This window comes from Ruegeria sp. CDSA079, from assembly GCF_059612245.1.
This window is the reverse complement of record NZ_JBXWQF010000012.1, coordinates 38,875-56,217: the sequence shown is the minus strand read 5'-3', so window position 1 is coordinate 56,217 and position 17,343 is coordinate 38,875. Positions and strand designations below refer to the sequence as shown.

Sequence of the window (17,343 nt, the reverse complement as noted above, 5' to 3'; positions counted from 1 at the left end):
GACAGACGTCCAACACGTGTGACTAGCGAGATGTGGGCAGAAACGTTTCTGAATGCATGATGATATCAAAATGCTGCATCCCTTTTTTCAGATCGAAGCTGACGGAATGCCCGGCCTTGCGCAGCCGTTCCGCATAGTCGCGGCTTTGGCGGATGAACTCGGGAGTGTCCCGTTCGGCCACTGTCACGTAATAGCGTGGCCCGGGTCGGGGCAGGTTTCGAATGGGCGAGAGGTCGTTCACTTCAACCGGTGTCAATTGCAGCGGGTCGTTTACAGACATCAGGCTTATAGGCTCCAGATCGTAAATACCGCTGATTAGAATCACATCCCGAATCCGCAGCCCTGCTTTGGCCAGCGCGTCAGACGAGGTCGCCATGATCATCGCCGCCAGGTGCGCTCCGGCACTGTGCCCTGACAAGGTGATCCTCGAGGGATCGAACCCAAGCGTTCCGGCCTGAGCCGCCAGCCACAACAGCGCGTCACGGCATTCCTCGATCATCTCGCCGATCCGCGCGTCCGGGGCGAGTGTGTAGTTCAGGGTTGCAAATGAGTGTTCTGCCTCAATCAGCACCGGGGCCATCATCGCCGACTCGCGTTGGCTGAGCGCCTGCCAATAGCCGCCGTGAATGAAGACATGCAGCGGTGCGCCTGCCCCTTTTGCTGGAAAGTAATCCAGAACCTGGTTCGGGCTGTCGCCATAAGCCAGCTTTTCCTGCACGGGAAACTCTGACCGCGCCTGCGCGCTCAGCGCCTGATAGCTTGCAAGATAAGGTGACAGGTCGCCGCCGATCATCGTGCTTGGGGAATATTCCTGTTCCAGCTCGGTTTGCGAAAAACCACGATACAGCATGTTTCAGCCCTGCTCGCTATACATAAGTTCGGTGCGCATATCATAGAGGTCGTGGAAAAATCGCAGTTCAAGTGCTTTGCGCAAAAAGGCGACGCCGCTGGACCCCCCGGTACCCGGTTGCATCCCGATCACGCGTTCAACGGCTGTGGCGTGGTCAAAGCGCCAACGCTGAAACAGGCTTTCCACGTCCATCAGTTTTTCAGCCAGTGCATACAGATCCCAGTACTTGTCCGTATTGCGGAACACTTCGACCCAGATCTGCACCACGCGTGGATCACCAGAGTAAGGCTGGGCATAGTCGCGTTCGATCAGTTCCGCGGGCATATCGAATCCCTGACGGGCCAGCATATGCAGCACTTCGTCATAAAGCGACGGTTTGGTTAGGGCGGCATTCAGCATCTCCATCACCTCGGGGTCATGCTGGTGCACTTTCAGGGTCGAAGGATCCTTGTTGCCCAGAATGAACTCGATTTGCCGATACCCATAGCTCTGAAATCCCGAAGAGTTGCCCAAAGCTTGCCGGAACGTCATGTAATCGGCGGGCGTCATGGTCAGCAGGGTTTCCCAGGCCGCGATCAACTGTCTCTGGATCGCCTTGATCCGATCCAGGTTCTTCATGGCCGGGCCAAACTCATCCTGCTGCAGAAACCGGCGCACTTCGACCAGTTGGTGATGCATCAGTTTCAGCCACAGCTCACTGACCTGATGGATGATGATGAACAGCATCTCATCGGGGTGCGCGGGGTCCTGAAAGGTCTTTTGCAGGTTCAGCAGCGTTTTGAGCTGAAGGAAATCACCATAGCTTTTGCGATGGGTCTGCGCGAAGTCAGTGACCAGCGAGTCCTCGATCCCGCGTTCCAGAAACCTGTCATCCTTGTCGCCCATATGCTCCTCCAACGCGGGTTTACCTCTGTTTAGGGTCAAATCCCGCGCAGTTCCAGAGCCTTAGGTCCAATCCAAAACAACCTTGCCGGACTGCCCGGATTTCATAGCTGCAAAGCCTTGAGCGAATTCATCGACCTTGACTCGGTGCGTGATCACACGGGATACATCCAGCCCGTTTTGCAACATGGCGATCATCTTGTACCAGGTCTCGAACATTTCACGCCCGTAGACACCCTTGATGGTGATGGCCTTGAACACGATGCGCGACCAATCGACCGGAGATCTACCCGGCGGAATCCCCAGCAAAGCGATTTTCCCACCCATCACCAATGCCTCAACCATCTGGTCCAGCGCCGCTTGAGAACCAGACATTTCCAGACCAACGTCAAAGCCTTCCTTCATGCCCAATTCTGTGACGACATCTTGCAAATCTTCCTTGGACACGTCGACAGTGCGGACGGTTGGCACCACATGCTCGGCCAGTTTCAGACGGTCGGGGTTGATGTCGGTGATCACCACGTGACGCGCGCCTGCATGACGGGCGACGGCTGCGGCCATGATACCAATCGGTCCAGCGCCGGTGATCAGAACATCTTCGCCAAGCAGATCGAAACTCAGCGCCGTATGAACAGCATTGCCCAAAGGGTCGAGGATGGCACCGATTTCATCCGGCACGTCATCCGGCAGAGGCACAACGTTGAAGGCGGGAAGTTTCAGATATTGTGCAAAAGCCCCCTGTTCGTTCACGCCTATCCCGCGCGTGCCGGGGTCGAGGTGGAACTTTCCTGCGCGGCTCTGTCTACTGTCAGTCGTGATCAGATGACCCTCTCCGGAACACCGTTGGCCGATCTCAAACCCGGTTACGTTGCGCCCTATTTCCACGATCTCTCCGGCGAATTCGTGGCCCGTGATCATCGGGACCGGCACAGTGGCGGCAGCCCAATCATCCCAGTTCCAGATATGGATATCGGTGCCGCATATACCAGTCTTGTTGATCTTGATCAGCACCTCTTCTGCGCCAATTTCGGGAACCGGGGCCTGAACCATCCACAGCCCTTCCCGGGGCTTGGATTTCTCCAGTGCTTTCATCGTGTTGGGTCGCATTTTGTTACTCCCACAAATCGGTCGAAAGGTATTTCAAGCCGCTGTCGCACATGACGGTTGCGATGCAGCCGCCCTCTTCAGGGCCGCGAAGCAGCTCTATTGCGGCAGAAAGGTTCGCACCTGCCGAGTAGCCGGCGAATATTCCTTCGGTACGGGCCAGAAGTCGCGCACATTCCCGCGCAGCCTCTCCGGACACAGCGAGATGTCCGGCAAGTGCGGTGCCATTCATATGCACCAGTTCACTCATGGCATATCCGCCACCCTGTATGGGGTGGTCGGGGGTCGAAATCCTTTCACCGGCGAGGGCCCGTGCGCCTTCGGGTTCAACGGCATAGCAGCGCACGCCATGTCGGTTTAGGAACTTTGCGGCACCCGCCAGCGTGCCGCCGGATCCGGCAAAATCGCAAAACGCGGTGACGGCACCTTCGGACTGCGCCCAAATCTCGGGTCCGGTTCCTGTTTCATGGGCTTTGGGGTTTCCTGCATGCCCGAATTGATCGGCGCGAAACGCATTGCGTTCGGTTGTGATACGCTTCGCCTCGGCATCGACCAGTTCAAGATCAGCCCCCGAGACTTCACCTGGCTTGCTGCCGGGGGCTTGGGGCACAATGATCACTTGTGCCCCAAGGGCTCGCATCATGCGCGCGCGCTCGACTGAGTTACCGGCACTCATGACCGCGATGAAAGGGTGTCCGAGGATACCACACACAATCGCGAGCCCTGTGCCCATGTTGCCGGATGTCAGCTCGACCACAGTTTGTCCCGGCGCAAGCGTACCATCCGCACGGGCCATTTCGATGATGGACCTTGCAGCCCGATCTTTCTTCGAGAAACCGGGCAGCAAGTAATCCAGCTTGGCGACGATACGCCCGTTCAGATTTAGCCGGGCACACAGACGCGACAACTCGACCATTGGGGTGTTGCCGATTGCGTCTATGACCGACGGCAGGATCATTCGATGACCCCGAGTTCCGTGCCAACCTTGCCAAAGGCCGCCAAGGCGCGATCCAGTTCATCCTTTGTGAGCGCCGCATTCATCTGCGTTCTGATCCGTGCTTGCCCGCGTGGGACGACCGGAAAGAAGAAGCCTGAAACGTAAACGCCCTCGTCGAACAATCGTGATGCCATTTCCTGTGCCAGCGCAGCCTCACCCAGCATCACCGGGATGATCGGGTGCTCACCGGGCAGCAGGTCAAAGCCCAGCTTTTCCAACCCGGCGCGCCAGTATTTGGCGTTTCCGAACAACTGGGCGCGCAGCATGGCACCTTCTTCGACCAGGCGGATCGCTTCCAGCCCGGCGGCGACGATGGAGGGCGGCAGCGAATTCGAGAACAGATAGGGCCGCGCCCGCTGCCGCAGCAGGTCGATCACTGGCTGCGGCCCGGCGATGTAACCGCCGATTGCCCCCCCAAGTGCCTTGCCCAAAGTGCCCGTCAGAATGTCCACGTCGACGCCGAAGTGATCCGGCGTGCCTGCTCCGTTTGGCCCCATAAAGCCGGTGGCATGGCAGTCATCGACCATGACAATTGCATCATACTGGTCAGCCAACTCGCGGACTTTCGGCAGATTGGCCAGATAGCCATCCATCGAAAATACGCCGTCGGTCGCAATCATGATATGCCGTGCGCCATCCTCGCGCGCCTGTTTCAACCAGGCTTCGAGGTCGTTCATGTCATTGTTCAGATAGCGATAGCGCTTGGCCTTGCACAGGCGTACCCCGTCGATGATCGAGGCATGGTTCAGACTGTCCGAGATAATGGCATCTTCGGGCCCGAGCAGCGGTTCAAAAAGACCACCATTGGCATCGAAACAGGCAGCAAAAAGGATGGTGTCGTCCTTGTTCAGGAATGCCGCCAGTTTCTGTTCCAAGTCGCGGTGAATATCCTGCGTGCCGCAGATGAACCGAACCGAGGCCATGCCAAAGCCTTTTGGACCCATAGCCTTCGTCGCGGCATCGATCAGCGCGGGGTGATCGGCCAGACCCAGATAGTTATTGGCGCACAGGTTGATGACCTGTTTTTCGCCTACCGTAATCTCACCGCCCTGAGGCGAGGTGATCATTCGTTCGCGCTTGTACAATCCTTCGGATTCGATCTGCGCGAGTGTGTCCGTGATGTGGGACATGAATGCATCTGCCATGGCGACCTCCGTTCAACTGAGTCGCACATCTAACATAGCGGATGAATTTCCCAAATAGGGGAATTACAATATGGAGGAAAATTTTCCGTGAAGGCGGAAATCTGCCAGTTTCAGGCGTTTTTCACGATCAGGAAGACTCTTGCGGGCCCTTTGGCGGAAATGGAATGTGCAATGTCTGCGGCATAGCGGGCGGTGTCTCCTTGGCTGAGGTCCGAGACGGCGCTGCCGGACGTGACTCTGACTGCGCCTTCCAGCACCGTCAGTTGTTCACGTGCGCCACGGGCGTGAGGCTGGCTGTTCAAAGCTCCGCCTTCTTCAAACTCAATATCGTAGACCTCGTGCCCTCCGGCCTCTTCCGGCGGGGATAGGATGCGAATTCGGCAATTTTGTCCCATATTATCGATGCTGGGGACCTCAGACGTTCGCAGAACCTCGATCTGGTCACTGGCTTTTGCGCCTTCCAACAGACCTGCAAAATCCACCTGCAAGGCGCGGGTCAGGTTCCACAGGGTCGAGATCGTAGGGCTGCTTTCTCCGCGCTCAATCTGGCTGACCATGGACCGGGAAACGCCGCTGAGGTTCGCAACTGCCTCGAGGGATAGCCCTTTGGCCCGACGCGCTTCTTTCAGGCGTGCAGGTAAAAGGTTCAGGATATCGTCTGTATTTTCCGTCATGACGGAATCCATGCGTGTTGCGCAACGTAATGTCAATTCCGGGCGTGACAGTGAGTCAAATTTGAAGATCATGCTGCACGTGCATAATGCGCGCGGGTTTTGGAGGAGAAAACATGACTGACGTAGTGATTCTGGATGGCGCGCGTACCGCCATCGGCACATTTGGCGGCACTTTGGCCTCAACGGCTCCGATTGATCTGGCCACTGTTGCAACGGAAGCGGCCCTTGAACGCTCGGGTGTCGAAGGCGCGCAGATCGGCAGTGTTGTCTTTGGTCATGTCATCAACACCGAACCACGTGACATGTATTTGTCGCGTGTGGCCGCGATGCAGGCGGGTATTCCCAACGGTACACCGGCGATGAACGTAAACCGTCTGTGTGGTTCCGGGGCTCAGGCTATCGTATCCGCAGTGCAGTCCTTGATGCTGGGCGACGCAGAGTTTGCCGTGGCGGGCGGTGCCGAGAGCATGTCGCGTAGCCCTTACATTGTTCCTCAGGCGCGTTGGGGCGCGAAGATGGGCGACGTTTCTTCGCTGGATATGATGCTGGGCGCGCTGAATTGCCCGTTTGGCACAGGGCATATGGGTATCACGGCCGAAAATGTGGCGGATGAACACCAGATCAGCCGTGAACAGATGGATGAGTTTGCCATGACCAGCCAGACCCGTGCGGCTGCTGCGATTGAGGGGGGATTTTTCGAAAACCAAATCGCGCCGGTGCAGGTCAAGGTCAAGCGAGACATGGTCGATTTCAAGGTCGATGAACACCCCAAAGCAACGACGGCAGAGGCGCTGGCAGGCTTGAGGCCGGTATTCAAGAAAGACGGGCGCGTGACGGCAGGGAACGCGTCGGGCATCAATGACGGTGCAGCGGCGATGGTTCTGGCAACGGCGAGCGCGGCAGAGAAAGCTGGTCTGAAACCAAAAGCACGAGTGATCGGCTATGCCCATGCCGGCGTGCGGCCCGAGGTTATGGGTATTGGCCCGGTCCCGGCTGTTCAAAACCTGTTCAAGAAGACGGGTTTGTCGGCTGGCGATTTCGATGTGATCGAAAGCAACGAAGCCTTTGCCGCACAAGCACTGGCTGTGAATCAGGAACTCGGTCTGGACGCCGCCAAGGTGAACCCGAATGGGGGTGCCATTGCCCTCGGCCATCCGGTTGGCGCAACCGGCGCGATCATCACCTTGAAAGCGCTGTATGAGTTGGAGCGTACGGGTGGATCAAAAGCTTTGATCACCATGTGCATTGGCGGTGGTCAGGGGATTGCACTTGCCATAGAGCGGCTCTGAGCCGGACCGGGGGAGGGGGGCGTCTGCCCCCCATCGCGCCGCGGCGCAATTCCCCCCGAGGATATTTATGGCCAGATGAAGCGGGCGGGTTTGCCTTAGCTGAGTGCTATGGCAATCAGCGTAGCGGCTATGCCGAACCCGGCGCCGAGAACCGCAGGTAAGACATACGTGCCAAGGCCATTGTTCTTCTGATCGTCTTTTTGGGTTTGCGCAATCAGCGCGTTTTCGACGAGTGCCGGCAGGCGCGGGCCGAAACGGGCAAGAACCATTGCGGTTTTTCCAAAATCCCGTAGAGCGGCGCGTGGACCGATAGAGCGTTTGATATAGTCTTCGACCACCGGGCGGGCGACCTCCCAGATGTTCATGTGATCGTCGAGTGAGCGCGCCACGCCTTCAACCACCACCATCGTGCGTTGCAGCAGGATCAGTTCGGTTCTAGTTTCCATGCCGAACCGTTCTGTCACCTCGAAGAGGTAGTTCAGCAGGCGGCCCATCGAGATGTGAGAGGCATCCATCCCGAAAATGGGTTCACCGACCGCGCGCAGGGCGCGGGCGAATTCATCCACGTCCCGGTTGGCGGGGACATAGCCCGCTTCGAAATGCACCTCGGCCACACGCTTGTAGTCGCGGCGGATGAAGCCAAAGAGAATCTCGGCATAGACCCGGCGGGTATATTCGTCGATATGACCCATGATGCCGTAATCATAGGCGATGATGTCACCGTTCGCGGCGACCTTCAGGTTGCCCTGGTGCATGTCGGCGTGGAAATAGCCGTCACGCAGGGCGTGCAGCAAGAACAGGCGCAGCACACGTTCGGCCAGATCGCGGCGGTTATGACCTGCCGCATCAAGTGCGGCGTTATCGCCCAGCGGAATACCGTCGGCCCAGCTGAGCGTCATGACACGACGGGCTGAAAGGGACCATACCACAGGTGGCAGCCAGAACCCGGCATCATCCTTGGTATTCGCGGCGTATTCCGATGCAGCGGAGCTTTCCAGCCGCAGATCAAGTTCACCTCGGACAACGCCATCGAAATGTTCGATAACCTCCATCGGGCGCAAGCGGCGCGCGCCAGGGGCAAAAAGCTGCACGATTCGGGCCGCGAAATAGAACGCGTCCACATCCTTACGAAAGGCGCGTTCAATATTGGGGCGAAGGACCTTGACGGCTACATCCTCACCGTTGCTGACCAGTTTGGCTTTATGGACTTGCGCGATTGATGCTGCGGCAATTGGTTCACTGAATTCACTGAAGATCTCGGCGACAGGCTGACCCAGTTCCTTTTCCACCTCGGCCATGGCTTCAGATTTGGAGAATGGGGGCAATTTGTCCTGAAGCACGCGCAACTGCTCGGCCAGTTCGTTGCCGACAACATCGGGGCGGGTAGACAGCACCTGACCGAACTTGATGTAGGCCGGACCCAGCGCCGTCAGGGCACGGGTGGCCGGTGGCATATCAGGATCGCCTTTGTAGCCCAGCCATTGGAACGGTTTGCCCAACGCATGGGCAACAAACCGCAGCGACCGGGGGGCCTCAAAGGCGTCCAGCACCACGTTCATGGCTCCGGTGCGCTCCAAAGTGGCGCCTGTGCGTATCAGGCGGATGATGTTGTGAGGGCCACGCATCAGATTTTCCAGCCGGAATGCAGCGCGGCGATGCCCATGCTCAGGTTTCGGTATTTGGCGTTCTCGAAGCCCGCGGTGCGGACCATGCCCAGAAATGTCTCTTGACCGGGGAAATTGCGGATCGATTCCACCAGGTACTGGTAGCTGTCATAATCGTTGGCGATCAGCTTGCCCATGCGGGGGATGACGTTGAAGCTGTAGAGATCATAGAGCTTTTGCAGCCCGTCATTGGGCAGCTGACTGAACTCCAGAACCATCAGACGGCCACCGGGTTTCAACACGCGGTAAGCTTCGTTCAGGGCGTCTTGCGGGCGGGTCACGTTCCGGATGCCAAAAGAGATCGTGTAGACATCAAACGTGTTGTTTTCGAACGGCAGGGCCATGGCATCGCCGACCACCCAGTTCAGGCTGTCCGACATCTGATCTGCCTCGGCGCGTTGGCGGCCTTCGACAAGCATCGGTTCGGTCAGGTCCAGAACGGTGGCGTGGCCATGGCCTGCGCGTTTGAGGAAGCGGAAGGAGATGTCGCCCGTGCCGCCCGCCACGTCCAGAAGACGTTGGCCGGGACGCGGTGCCAGCCAGTCCATCATCGCGTCTTTCCAGACCCGGTGGATGCCCATCGACATGACATCGTTCATAACGTCATATTTCGAGGCAACCGAGTTGAACACGCCCTGCACGCGCCCGGCCTTGTCGGCCTCGCGCACGGTTTCGAACCCGAAATGAGTGGTCTTGTCGCTGTTGTCGGACATTTGCCTTGCCGTTTGTCGAATTTCGTCTCTGTTATAGGGCCAAGAGAGACGGGCACAATGCGGCCCTTTGAATTAGGAGCCGTGTAATGCCGGAATTGCCCGAGGTCGAGACAGTAAGACGCGGCCTGAGTCCTGCGATGGAAGGGGTGGTCATCGAAAAGGCCGATGTGAATCGCCCTGATCTGCGCTGGCCGTTCCCCGAGCGCATGGCCGAGCGGTTAACCGGGCAGCGGGTGGATCGTTTGCGACGGCGGTCGAAATACATTCTGGCAGATCTCACCAGTGGCGAGACGCTGCTGATCCATCTGGGCATGTCGGGCCGCATGACGGTGTCGGGCGATCCGTTGGGGCAGTTTGTGCATGAGCATCCGATGCCTGAGAAACATGACCACGTCGTTTTTCACATGGCTAACGGTGCCCGCGTGACATTCAATGACCCGCGTCGGTTCGGTGCTATGGACCTGCTGCCGACAGCAACGGCCGAAGATCACAAGCTGCTGTCGGTTCTGGGGCCAGAACCTTTGGGCAATGATTTCCACGAACAACACCTGATCGACGCATTCAATGGAAAGAACACACCGGTTAAATCGGCGCTGTTGGATCAGGGAATCGTTGCCGGATTGGGGAATATCTATGTCTGTGAGGCGCTTTATCGCGGCAAGGTGTCGCCACGTCGCAAAGCCGGACAAATTTCGGCATCACGTGTCGCTGCTTTGGTTCCGATCATCCGGCAGGTGTTGCAGGACGCCATCGAAGCGGGTGGCTCATCCCTGCGGGATTTTCGCCAAGCCGATGGAGAACTTGGATATTTTCAGCACAGCTTTGACGTCTATGGGCGCGAGGGAGAGCCCTGCCGGACAGAGGGCTGTGGCGCCGCAATCAAGAGAATCACCCAGTCCGGTCGCTCATCCTTCTATTGTGCGCAATGCCAAAGATAACTTGATCCAAGTTTTTCGCGTGGTAAGGAATCGTACTTGAACGGAACAACCGGAAGCTTACACCTCATGGCTTTTGAGACGATCATCGTCGAAATCGAAGACCACGTCGCCCTTATCAAGCTCAATCGACCGGACGCGATGAACGCGCTGAACACCCAATTGCTGGGTGAGCTGTGCGAGGCGCTGGAAGATGCAGACAGCAACGACAAGGTGCGGTGCATCGTGATCACCGGATCGGACAAGGCTTTTGCCGCAGGCGCGGACATCAAGGAAATGTCCGAGATGAGTTTTGTGGACGTCTACAACGTGAACCTGTTTGCCGATGCCAATGATCGGGTTTCGGCGATTCGCAAGCCGGTCATTGCGGCTGTTGCAGGTTATGCGCTGGGCGGCGGATGCGAATTGGCGATGCTGTGCGATTTCATCATCGCGGCGGACACGGCCAAATTCGGGCAACCCGAAATCAATCTGGGCGTTATTGCCGGTCTGGGCGGCAGCCAGCGCCTGACGCGGTTCGTGGGCAAGTCCAAGTCGATGGACATGAATCTGACCGGTCGTTTTATGGACGCCGAAGAGGCCGAGCGCGCCGGGCTGGTCAGCCGTGTGGTTCCGGCCAAGAAGCTGATCGAAGAGGCCGTTGGCGCCGCCCAGAAGATTGCCGAGAAATCGCAACTGACCGCGATGGCGGCCAAAGAGGCGGTGAATCGCAGCTATGAACTTCCGCTGAGCGAAGGCATGTTGTTCGAACGCCGCGTGTTCCATTCGATGTTCGCGACAGAAGATCAAAAGGAAGGCATGGCAGCTTTCCTTGAAAAGCGCGCGGCGCAGTTCCGCGACAAGTAAGCCAAACTTAGCGGATACAAAGCAGGCGGGCCCAGCCCGCCTTTTTTGTGGCCAAAGCCCCGACGGGAAGAATCGGCTTGGCAAACACTGAAAACTTGGGTAGAGACCCCCGCTATACATGCGCGTGCGGCCCGCTTGGCCCGACTCACACTCGTGATTTCTGATCCGGTGCGGATATGTCCGTGGCGCGCAACCCAAGATAACCGTACCGAACGAAGGTCAGAAACACATGGCAAATTCGCCCCAGGCAAAGAAACGCGCACGTCAGAACGAAAAGCGTTTCGCAATCAACAAAGCGCGTCGTTCGCGCATCCGTACCTATCTGCGCAAAGTCGAAGAAGCGATTGCTTCTGGTGACAAGGGCGCGGCAACCGATGCTCTGCGTGCGGCTCAGCCTGAACTGATGCGCGGCGTCACCAAAGGTGTGTTCCACAAGAACACCGCAGCCCGCAAGATGTCGCGCCTGTCGGCACGCGTCAAAGCACTGGGCTAATGCCTCAGATTGACCACGGGTCATGTCAGCAGGGCTGATATAATATTCAGGGCGTCGCGTAGAGCGGCGCCTTTTTTCGTGTTGCCCGAAAACCGCGCCTTCACAAATCTGAGAGATTCTTTCGGTCAAAGAACCGAGTCAATATCAGAGTTTCGTTGCCGGGCCCTATCCCATCTTGCTACCACTGATGTCAGCGATTCACTCGCTTGGGGGGACAGGCTGTTTCTCTGGTCGGACTGACGGGCATCAGGGCGATTGGAAGAAGTTGTCGACGACTGGCTGTTGTCAGGCTGCCGATCTGCCGTGAACTCCGGGATAAACCCGGTACTCTCGGCCCTGTCTAATAAAATGAGAGTACGAAATGCAGCCCGGTTTCCGGACGCTCGCCTATTGCCGAGCGTCTACTTCCGGACATGCGCGTATTCGTGAAGACATCCCGCCAAACCGGTCAGGTTTGGCGACGGGATAGCTTTGAGCGTGTGAATTCTTAACCGGGCTACCGGGTTGTATGAATAAGGCCGACAGGCCAATAAGAATGGGATGCGTGAGGCGCTGAATGACACAAGAGAAATGGGGACTATTGCGAAACAAGTTGCTGAAGGCTGTTGGTCGGAACAATTACACTACCTGGATCGAGCCTTTGGAATTCAAGGAGCTGCAGAATGGCGTAGCGGTCTTTTCCGTGCCGACCAATTTTATGGGCAACTACGTCAGTCAGAATTTTGCAGACCTTATCTTGTATGAGCTGAACACAGCGGGTGAAACTGTACAGCGACTGGATTTCCATGTTGCTGCAAATTCCCCGGCACGTCCGAAGCCGACGGTTCCGGCGACCCGTGCAGCAGATCCGGAACGCGTTACCGCACCTGTGACGGAAGTTGCGCAAGATGCACTGGATTCGCTGCAGGCCGCGCCGCTGGATTCCCGCTTTACCTTTGACAGTTTTGTTGTGGGCAAACCCAACGAACTGGCCCATGCCGCCGCGCGCCGAGTGTCGGAAGGTGGTCCCGTGACGTTCAACCCGCTGGTTCTGTATGGCGGCGTTGGTTTGGGTAAAACCCACCTGATGCACGCCATCGCATGGGAACTGAAAACTAAGCATCCTGAGTTGAACGTGCTCTACCTGTCCGCCGAGCAATTCATGTATCGCTTTGTTCAGGCCCTGCGCGAACGCCGGATGATGGATTTCAAACACCTGTTCCGGTCGGTCGATGTGTTGATGGTGGATGACGTGCAATTCATCGCGGGCAAGGATTCGACCCAGGAAGAGTTCTTTCACACCTTCAATGCGCTGGTGGATCAGAACAAGCAGATCATCATTTCGGCCGACCGCGCTCCGGGTGAGATCAAGGATCTGGAAGACCGTGTGAAGTCGCGCCTGCAATGTGGCTTGGTGGTTGACCTGCACCCGACCGATTATGAACTGCGGCTGGGCATCCTGCAGAACAAGGTTCAGCAATACAGCAGTTCGTATCCCGATCTGTCGATTGCCGACGGTGTTCTGGAATTCCTGGCCCATCGTATCTCGACCAATGTCCGTGTGCTGGAAGGCGCTCTGACTCGCCTATTCGCCTTCGCTTCGCTGGTTGGTCGCGAGATCGATATGGAGTTGACGCAGGATTGTCTGGCAGATGTGCTGCGGGCCTCGGAACGCAAAATCACCGTTGAAGAGATTCAGCGGAAAGTGTCCGAGTACTACAACATTCGCCTTTCTGATATCATCGGCCCCAAGCGCCTGCGCTCTTACGCGCGTCCGCGTCAGGTGGCGATGTATCTATGCAAACAGCTCACCAGTCGCTCTTTGCCAGAGATTGGCCGCCGTTTTGGTGGGCGGGACCATACAACAGTCATGCATGGTGTGAAACGCATCGAAGAGCTGAAGTTGACCGATGGTCAGATCGCTGAAGATGTGGAAATGCTGCGCCGGGCGCTCGAAGCCTGATCCGCGCCTGCATTGTAAGAAAATGCCCCGGACATACCTTCCGGGGCATTTTCTTGTGCGCATTTTTCCACGGTTGGACCAGAACTGATGCCTGCCGGGCACGCTGCCCTTGACGCTTGGGGTATTCCAACCCAGAAATCCGTAAAAAATCCTTGTGCCTCAGGGTGGAACCGCTAACGTGCCAGTCCCGCCCATGTCGGTACGCAAGTCAGAGGAACTGAGGGTATGAAGATCAGCATCGAACGCGGCACCCTTCTCAAGGCCGTTTCGCAGGCCCAATCCGTAGTGGAACGCCGCAATACCATTCCCATACTTGCCAACGTGCTGATTGAGGCTGAAGGCGATGTGGCGCAGTTCCGGGCCACCGATCTGGACATTGAAGTGGTCGACAAGGCTCCGGCGCAGGTCGAGAAAGCCGGGGCGACCACAGTTGCGGCGACCACCTTGCATGAAATCGTGCGCAAACTGCCCGACGGTGCGTTGGTCACGCTGACCGCTGACAGCGCTGCAGGCCGTCTGACGGTTGAGGCGGGGCGGTCGAATTTCTCGCTGGCGACGCTGCCAAAAGAGGATTTCCCGGTAATGGCGTCCTCGGAATATCAATCGAATTTCACCGCGTCGGCGGCACTGCTACGCCGGTTGTTCGACAAATCGAAATTCGCCATCTCGACGGAAGAGACCCGGTATTATCTGAATGGTGTCTACATGCACGTCGCTGACGGCTCGGACAGCGGTAAGGTTCTGCGCTGTGTGGCCACCGATGGCCACCGTCTGGCGCGTATCGATGCGGATCTGCCGGACGGGGCGGCAGACATGCCCGGCGTGATTGTTCCGCGCAAAACCGTGGGTGAGTTGCGCAAGCTGCTGGACGACGATGAAATGGATATCGCCGTTTCGGTCAGCGAAACCAAAGTGCGCTTTGCCACGCCGGATATTACGCTGACCTCGAAAGTCATCGATGGCACCTTCCCCGATTACACACGCGTCATCCCGCAAGGGAACACCCGCAAGCTTGAGGTCGATGCTGCCGAGTTCGCGCAGGCCGTCGACCGAGTGGCCACTGTGTCGTCGGAACGGTCTCGGGCGGTGAAGCTGCAACTGGACGGTGACAAGCTGATCCTGTCCGTCAACGCGCCAGATAGCGGCGCGGCTGAAGAAGAGCTGGCCGTTGCATACGGCGACGAACGGCTGGAGATCGGGTTCAACGCCAAATACCTGCTGGAGATTGCGTCTCAGGTCGATCGCGAGAACGCGGTTTTTCTGTTCAATTCGGCTGGAGACCCAACGCTGATGCGTGAAGGCAATGATCTCAGCGCGGTTTATGTGGTCATGCCGATGCGCGTCTGATCGCGCTGACGCGCCAAGCCTCCGGCGGGAGTATTTTTGAAAAGATGAAGGGAGGGGTCATGGGATTGGCCCTGACCGAGCTTACGGTCTCGCATTTTCGATCTCATAAACTGGCGCGGTTGTCGTTGGATGGACGGCCCGTTGCCATTCATGGACCCAACGGCGCGGGCAAGACCAACATATTGGAAGCGGTGTCCCTGTTTTCACCCGGGCGCGGGATGCGACGGGCGAGCGCGGCTGAGATGGCGCGACGGCCCGAGGCGCTGGGCTGGAAGTTGTCTGGGGTATTGGATGCGCAGGGGCAGCGTTATGAGATCGAAACCTGGTCCGAGGGCGGCGCGGCGCGGCAGGTTCGAATTGACGAAAAAACCTCGAACCAGATCGAGTTGGGGAAACTGGCGCGGGTTGTGTGGCTGGTCCCTTCGATGGACCGGCTATGGATCGAAGGGGCCGAGGGGCGGCGGCGGTTTCTGGACCGTATCGCGCTGAGCTTTGACCCTGCCCATGCCGAAGCGTCTTTAACCTATGAAAAAGCCATGCGGGAACGGAACCGTCTGCTGAAAGAGCAGGTGCGTGATGCGCATTGGTATGCCGCGCTTGAGGGGCAGTTGGCCGAGACGGGACATCGCATTCATATGGCGCGTCTGGCGGCGCTGGAGCATCTGCGCGCGGCGCAGGAACTTGCGGAAACGGCTTTTCCGTCTGCTGAACTGGAGTTGGTACAAACAGAAGGCGCGATGCCCGGGTCAGCAGAGGATCTGCGTGAGGCTTTGAGCGAAAGTCGGTTTCGTGATCTGGCGGCAGGCCGGACTTTGGTGGGGCCTCATCGTTCGGACTTGTACGGTGTGTTTGCGGCGAAGGGCGTTCCGGCCAAAGACTGTTCAACCGGAGAACAGAAGGCGCTTTTGGTTTCGTTGATCTTGTCGAATGCGCGGGCGCTGGCCGGGATGGTGGGGGCGCCGCCAATTGTTCTGTTAGATGAGGTGGCCGCCCATCTTGACGCGGATCGGCGCGCGGCGCTTTATGACGAGATTTGCGCGCTGGGGGCTCAGGCCTGGATGACGGGCACCGGGCCTGAACTGTTTGCGGAACTGGGGGACCAAGCTCAATCGCTGGTGGTTACCGAAGGCGATGAGGGCTCGGTCGTGGCTGGTTAGGCCGGTTCGCTGACTTTACGTTCCCACAGGAAGCCGCGCATAACTTCGTCGACCGGGGTTTTGGCCATGTGGTTGATGTAGTTCGACATGGTTTTCTGCGCCAGACCCAACACCACATCCAGAACCGCACGGTGCGAATAGCCCGCGTCAAAGAACGCCTGCAGCTGTTCCTCGGTCGGGTTGCCGCGTGTTTCCATCACCTGCAGGGTGAAGGTGCGCAGCGCCTCAAGCTTGGCTGAGGGCAGCGGAGTTTCGTTGCGCAGGGCCTCGGAAATCTCGTCCGAGACCTTCATCATCTTGGCGATGCCGGTGTGCGCGGGCACGCAGTAGTGGCATTCGTTTTCCACGTTGATGGTCTGCCAGACGACGGTTTTTTCTTCATTGTCGAAATCGGTCTGCAGGAACAGGCCATGCAGGACCTGATAACCTTCCAGGTGTTGAGGGCTTTCGGCCATCACCTTGTGCAGGCCAGGCAAGCGACCAAATGCGGCCTGAGATTTTTCAAGAAGTGGTTTTGACCCTTCAGGGGCGGTTTCGAGGTCGTGAGACGGGAAAGTGGCCATGTCGGAACTCCTGTTTCTGGCGTGATGGGTCGTATTTAGGGTTTCTTGAGCGATCACTCAAGTATATATTTGAGCGAACGTTCAAGAATTGGTGATGCTGATGCCCCGCAAACCCGCATATGACCGTGACGCATTGATCGCAAAGGCGAGAGATATCTTCTGGCGTCAGGGCTGGGCTGGGACATCGCTGAAGGATCTAGAGCGGGAATTGAAGCTGAAGCCCGGCAGCTTTTATGCGGCTTTCGGGTCGAAGGATGCGCTCTATGCTCTGACGCTGGAGAGCTATGCGAATGAGGGTGTCGCACGCATAAAGGCCCTGGCGGAGAAGCTGGGCCCGAAGGAAGCGCTGAAAGCGCAACCTCGTTTGGTAATTGAGGCCGTCGAGAACCCGACGAAGGCTTGCATGCTGGCAAAGACATATGCCGAGTTGCAGGCGAAGGATCACGATCTTGCGGATCAGGCTGCGCGCCACATGACTGAGATGAAGGCATGTTTTGCTGAGTTGTTTCGAAGTGCTCAGGACACAGGCGAAATCAGGGCTGATCATGATCCGGATAGACTTGCGGCGCGATATCAGTCAGACATTCTCGGGCTGCGATTGTCGGCGGAACGCAAGGATGTCGATGCGCTGGAAATTGCTGCGGATATCGCGTCTGATATCGACCGGCTATGAGCCGGGCCCGGGCGGGTAAAAAACAACTCAAACAAACACAAAATATTGGGGGATCGCGTGACAATCCCC

At 57.7% G+C, this 17,343-nt stretch carries 17 protein-coding genes; 8 read left to right on the top strand and 9 right to left on the bottom strand.

Annotated features, from left to right (window positions below; translation table 11 throughout):
* Nucleotides 1-22: 22 nt before the first annotated feature.
* The 6 genes from AC2FJZ_RS13930 to AC2FJZ_RS13905 all read right to left on the bottom strand — a co-directional run bounded on the left by AC2FJZ_RS13930 (nucleotide 23) and on the right by AC2FJZ_RS13905 (nucleotide 5,652).
* Nucleotides 23-850, bottom strand: a complete 828-nt coding sequence (locus tag AC2FJZ_RS13930; RefSeq protein ID WP_496778296.1) for an alpha/beta hydrolase — start codon at nucleotides 848-850, stop codon at nucleotides 23-25.
* Nucleotides 851-853: 3 nt separating this feature from the next.
* Nucleotides 854-1,735, bottom strand: coding sequence for a tryptophan 2,3-dioxygenase (locus tag AC2FJZ_RS13925; RefSeq protein ID WP_496778294.1), 882 nt, complete (start codon nucleotides 1,733-1,735; stop codon nucleotides 854-856).
* Nucleotides 1,736-1,795: 60 nt separating this feature from the next.
* A complete protein-coding gene (gene tdh / locus AC2FJZ_RS13920; protein ID WP_496778383.1) occupies nucleotides 1,796-2,824 on the bottom strand; it encodes an L-threonine 3-dehydrogenase in 1,029 nt (342 codons plus the stop codon).
* A 19-nt stretch (nucleotides 2,825-2,843) separates the two neighbouring features.
* The gene (locus AC2FJZ_RS13915; protein ID WP_496778292.1) at nucleotides 2,844-3,794 is read right to left on the bottom strand and encodes a PLP-dependent cysteine synthase family protein; all 951 of its coding nucleotides are present in this window, start codon (nucleotides 3,792-3,794) and stop codon (nucleotides 2,844-2,846) included.
* On the bottom strand, nucleotides 3,791-4,978 hold the full coding sequence (locus AC2FJZ_RS13910; protein WP_496778290.1) for a glycine C-acetyltransferase: 1,188 nt from the start codon (nucleotides 4,976-4,978) through the stop codon (nucleotides 3,791-3,793). Before AC2FJZ_RS13910 ends, AC2FJZ_RS13915 begins: the two co-directional genes overlap by 4 nt.
* 110 nt (nucleotides 4,979-5,088) lie before the next feature.
* Complete coding sequence (locus AC2FJZ_RS13905; protein ID WP_050605631.1) at nucleotides 5,089-5,652, bottom strand: helix-turn-helix domain-containing protein; 564 nt, start codon at nucleotides 5,650-5,652, stop codon at nucleotides 5,089-5,091.
* 113 nt (nucleotides 5,653-5,765) lie between these two features.
* Here AC2FJZ_RS13905 and AC2FJZ_RS13900 point away from each other — a divergent pair, with 113 nt between their 5' ends.
* Nucleotides 5,766-6,941, top strand: a complete 1,176-nt coding sequence (locus tag AC2FJZ_RS13900) for an acetyl-CoA C-acyltransferase family protein (RefSeq protein WP_496778288.1) — start codon at nucleotides 5,766-5,768, stop codon at nucleotides 6,939-6,941.
* A gap of 95 nt (nucleotides 6,942-7,036) precedes the next feature.
* Here the strand turns inward: AC2FJZ_RS13900 and ubiB are convergent, their stop codons facing one another.
* Both ubiB and ubiE read right to left on the bottom strand, forming a co-directional pair.
* On the bottom strand, nucleotides 7,037-8,566 hold the full coding sequence (gene ubiB / locus AC2FJZ_RS13895; RefSeq protein ID WP_496778286.1) for a 2-polyprenylphenol 6-hydroxylase: 1,530 nt from the start codon (nucleotides 8,564-8,566) through the stop codon (nucleotides 7,037-7,039).
* Nucleotides 8,566-9,318, bottom strand: coding sequence for a bifunctional demethylmenaquinone methyltransferase/2-methoxy-6-polyprenyl-1,4-benzoquinol methylase UbiE (gene ubiE / locus AC2FJZ_RS13890; protein WP_496778284.1), 753 nt, complete (start codon nucleotides 9,316-9,318; stop codon nucleotides 8,566-8,568). The genes ubiB and ubiE overlap by 1 nt, the downstream gene beginning before the upstream one ends.
* Nucleotides 9,319-9,404: 86 nt before the next feature.
* Here ubiE and mutM point away from each other — a divergent pair, with 86 nt between their 5' ends.
* From mutM to recF, 6 genes are all read left to right on the top strand, one after another.
* Nucleotides 9,405-10,256, top strand: coding sequence for a bifunctional DNA-formamidopyrimidine glycosylase/DNA-(apurinic or apyrimidinic site) lyase (gene mutM, locus AC2FJZ_RS13885; protein ID WP_496778282.1), 852 nt, complete (start codon nucleotides 9,405-9,407; stop codon nucleotides 10,254-10,256).
* Between the two features lie 66 nt (nucleotides 10,257-10,322).
* Complete coding sequence (gene acuK / locus AC2FJZ_RS13880; protein WP_496778280.1) at nucleotides 10,323-11,099, top strand: acryloyl-CoA hydratase; 777 nt, start codon at nucleotides 10,323-10,325, stop codon at nucleotides 11,097-11,099.
* A 229-nt stretch (nucleotides 11,100-11,328) separates the two neighbouring features.
* The gene (rpsT, locus tag AC2FJZ_RS13875; protein WP_050605552.1) at nucleotides 11,329-11,592 is read left to right on the top strand and encodes a 30S ribosomal protein S20; all 264 of its coding nucleotides are present in this window, start codon (nucleotides 11,329-11,331) and stop codon (nucleotides 11,590-11,592) included.
* Between the two features lie 556 nt (nucleotides 11,593-12,148).
* Nucleotides 12,149-13,534, top strand: a complete 1,386-nt coding sequence (dnaA, locus tag AC2FJZ_RS13870) for a chromosomal replication initiator protein DnaA (RefSeq protein WP_050605551.1) — start codon at nucleotides 12,149-12,151, stop codon at nucleotides 13,532-13,534.
* A 225-nt stretch (nucleotides 13,535-13,759) separates the two neighbouring features.
* A complete protein-coding gene (dnaN, locus tag AC2FJZ_RS13865) occupies nucleotides 13,760-14,881 on the top strand; it encodes a DNA polymerase III subunit beta (protein WP_050605550.1) in 1,122 nt (373 codons plus the stop codon).
* 59 nt (nucleotides 14,882-14,940) lie between these two features.
* Complete coding sequence (gene recF, locus AC2FJZ_RS13860; protein ID WP_496672463.1) at nucleotides 14,941-16,038, top strand: DNA replication/repair protein RecF; 1,098 nt, start codon at nucleotides 14,941-14,943, stop codon at nucleotides 16,036-16,038.
* On the opposite strand, the gene AC2FJZ_RS13855 is transcribed toward recF, so the two are convergent.
* Complete coding sequence (locus AC2FJZ_RS13855) at nucleotides 16,035-16,601, bottom strand: carboxymuconolactone decarboxylase family protein (protein WP_496672465.1); 567 nt, start codon at nucleotides 16,599-16,601, stop codon at nucleotides 16,035-16,037. The two genes, recF and AC2FJZ_RS13855, sit on opposite strands and share 4 nt — an antisense overlap.
* 100 nt (nucleotides 16,602-16,701) lie before the next feature.
* On the opposite strand from AC2FJZ_RS13855, the gene AC2FJZ_RS13850 reads away from it, so the two are divergent.
* The gene (locus AC2FJZ_RS13850; RefSeq protein WP_496672468.1) at nucleotides 16,702-17,274 is read left to right on the top strand and encodes a TetR/AcrR family transcriptional regulator; all 573 of its coding nucleotides are present in this window, start codon (nucleotides 16,702-16,704) and stop codon (nucleotides 17,272-17,274) included.
* Nucleotides 17,275-17,343 lie beyond the last annotated feature (69 nt).

Excerpts from the sequence above, each read along its gene's own strand:
- AC2FJZ_RS13915 (WP_496778292.1), bottom strand. The coding sequence starts at position 3,794 with ATGATCCTGCCGTCGGTCATAGACGCAATCGGCAACACCCCAATGGTC.
- ubiB (WP_496778286.1), bottom strand. The coding sequence starts at position 8,566 with ATGCGTGGCCCTCACAACATCATCCGCCTGATACGCACAGGCGCCACT.
- recF (WP_496672463.1), top strand. The coding sequence starts at position 14,941 with ATGGGATTGGCCCTGACCGAGCTTACGGTCTCGCATTTTCGATCTCAT.
- AC2FJZ_RS13900 (WP_496778288.1), top strand. The coding sequence starts at position 5,766 with ATGACTGACGTAGTGATTCTGGATGGCGCGCGTACCGCCATCGGCACA.
- AC2FJZ_RS13850 (WP_496672468.1), top strand. The coding sequence starts at position 16,702 with ATGCCCCGCAAACCCGCATATGACCGTGACGCATTGATCGCAAAGGCG.
- mutM (WP_496778282.1), top strand. The coding sequence starts at position 9,405 with ATGCCGGAATTGCCCGAGGTCGAGACAGTAAGACGCGGCCTGAGTCCT.
- ubiE (WP_496778284.1), bottom strand. The coding sequence starts at position 9,318 with ATGTCCGACAACAGCGACAAGACCACTCATTTCGGGTTCGAAACCGTG.
- acuK (WP_496778280.1), top strand. The coding sequence starts at position 10,323 with ATGGCTTTTGAGACGATCATCGTCGAAATCGAAGACCACGTCGCCCTT.
- AC2FJZ_RS13925 (WP_496778294.1), bottom strand. The coding sequence starts at position 1,735 with ATGGGCGACAAGGATGACAGGTTTCTGGAACGCGGGATCGAGGACTCG.
- AC2FJZ_RS13930 (WP_496778296.1), bottom strand. The coding sequence starts at position 850 with ATGCTGTATCGTGGTTTTTCGCAAACCGAGCTGGAACAGGAATATTCC.
- AC2FJZ_RS13855 (WP_496672465.1), bottom strand. The coding sequence starts at position 16,601 with ATGGCCACTTTCCCGTCTCACGACCTCGAAACCGCCCCTGAAGGGTCA.
- rpsT (WP_050605552.1), top strand. The coding sequence starts at position 11,329 with ATGGCAAATTCGCCCCAGGCAAAGAAACGCGCACGTCAGAACGAAAAG.
- tdh (WP_496778383.1), bottom strand. The coding sequence starts at position 2,824 with ATGAAAGCACTGGAGAAATCCAAGCCCCGGGAAGGGCTGTGGATGGTT.
- AC2FJZ_RS13905 (WP_050605631.1), bottom strand. The coding sequence starts at position 5,652 with ATGACGGAAAATACAGACGATATCCTGAACCTTTTACCTGCACGCCTG.
- dnaA (WP_050605551.1), top strand. The coding sequence starts at position 12,149 with ATGACACAAGAGAAATGGGGACTATTGCGAAACAAGTTGCTGAAGGCT.
- AC2FJZ_RS13910 (WP_496778290.1), bottom strand. The coding sequence starts at position 4,978 with ATGGCAGATGCATTCATGTCCCACATCACGGACACACTCGCGCAGATC.
- dnaN (WP_050605550.1), top strand. The coding sequence starts at position 13,760 with ATGAAGATCAGCATCGAACGCGGCACCCTTCTCAAGGCCGTTTCGCAG.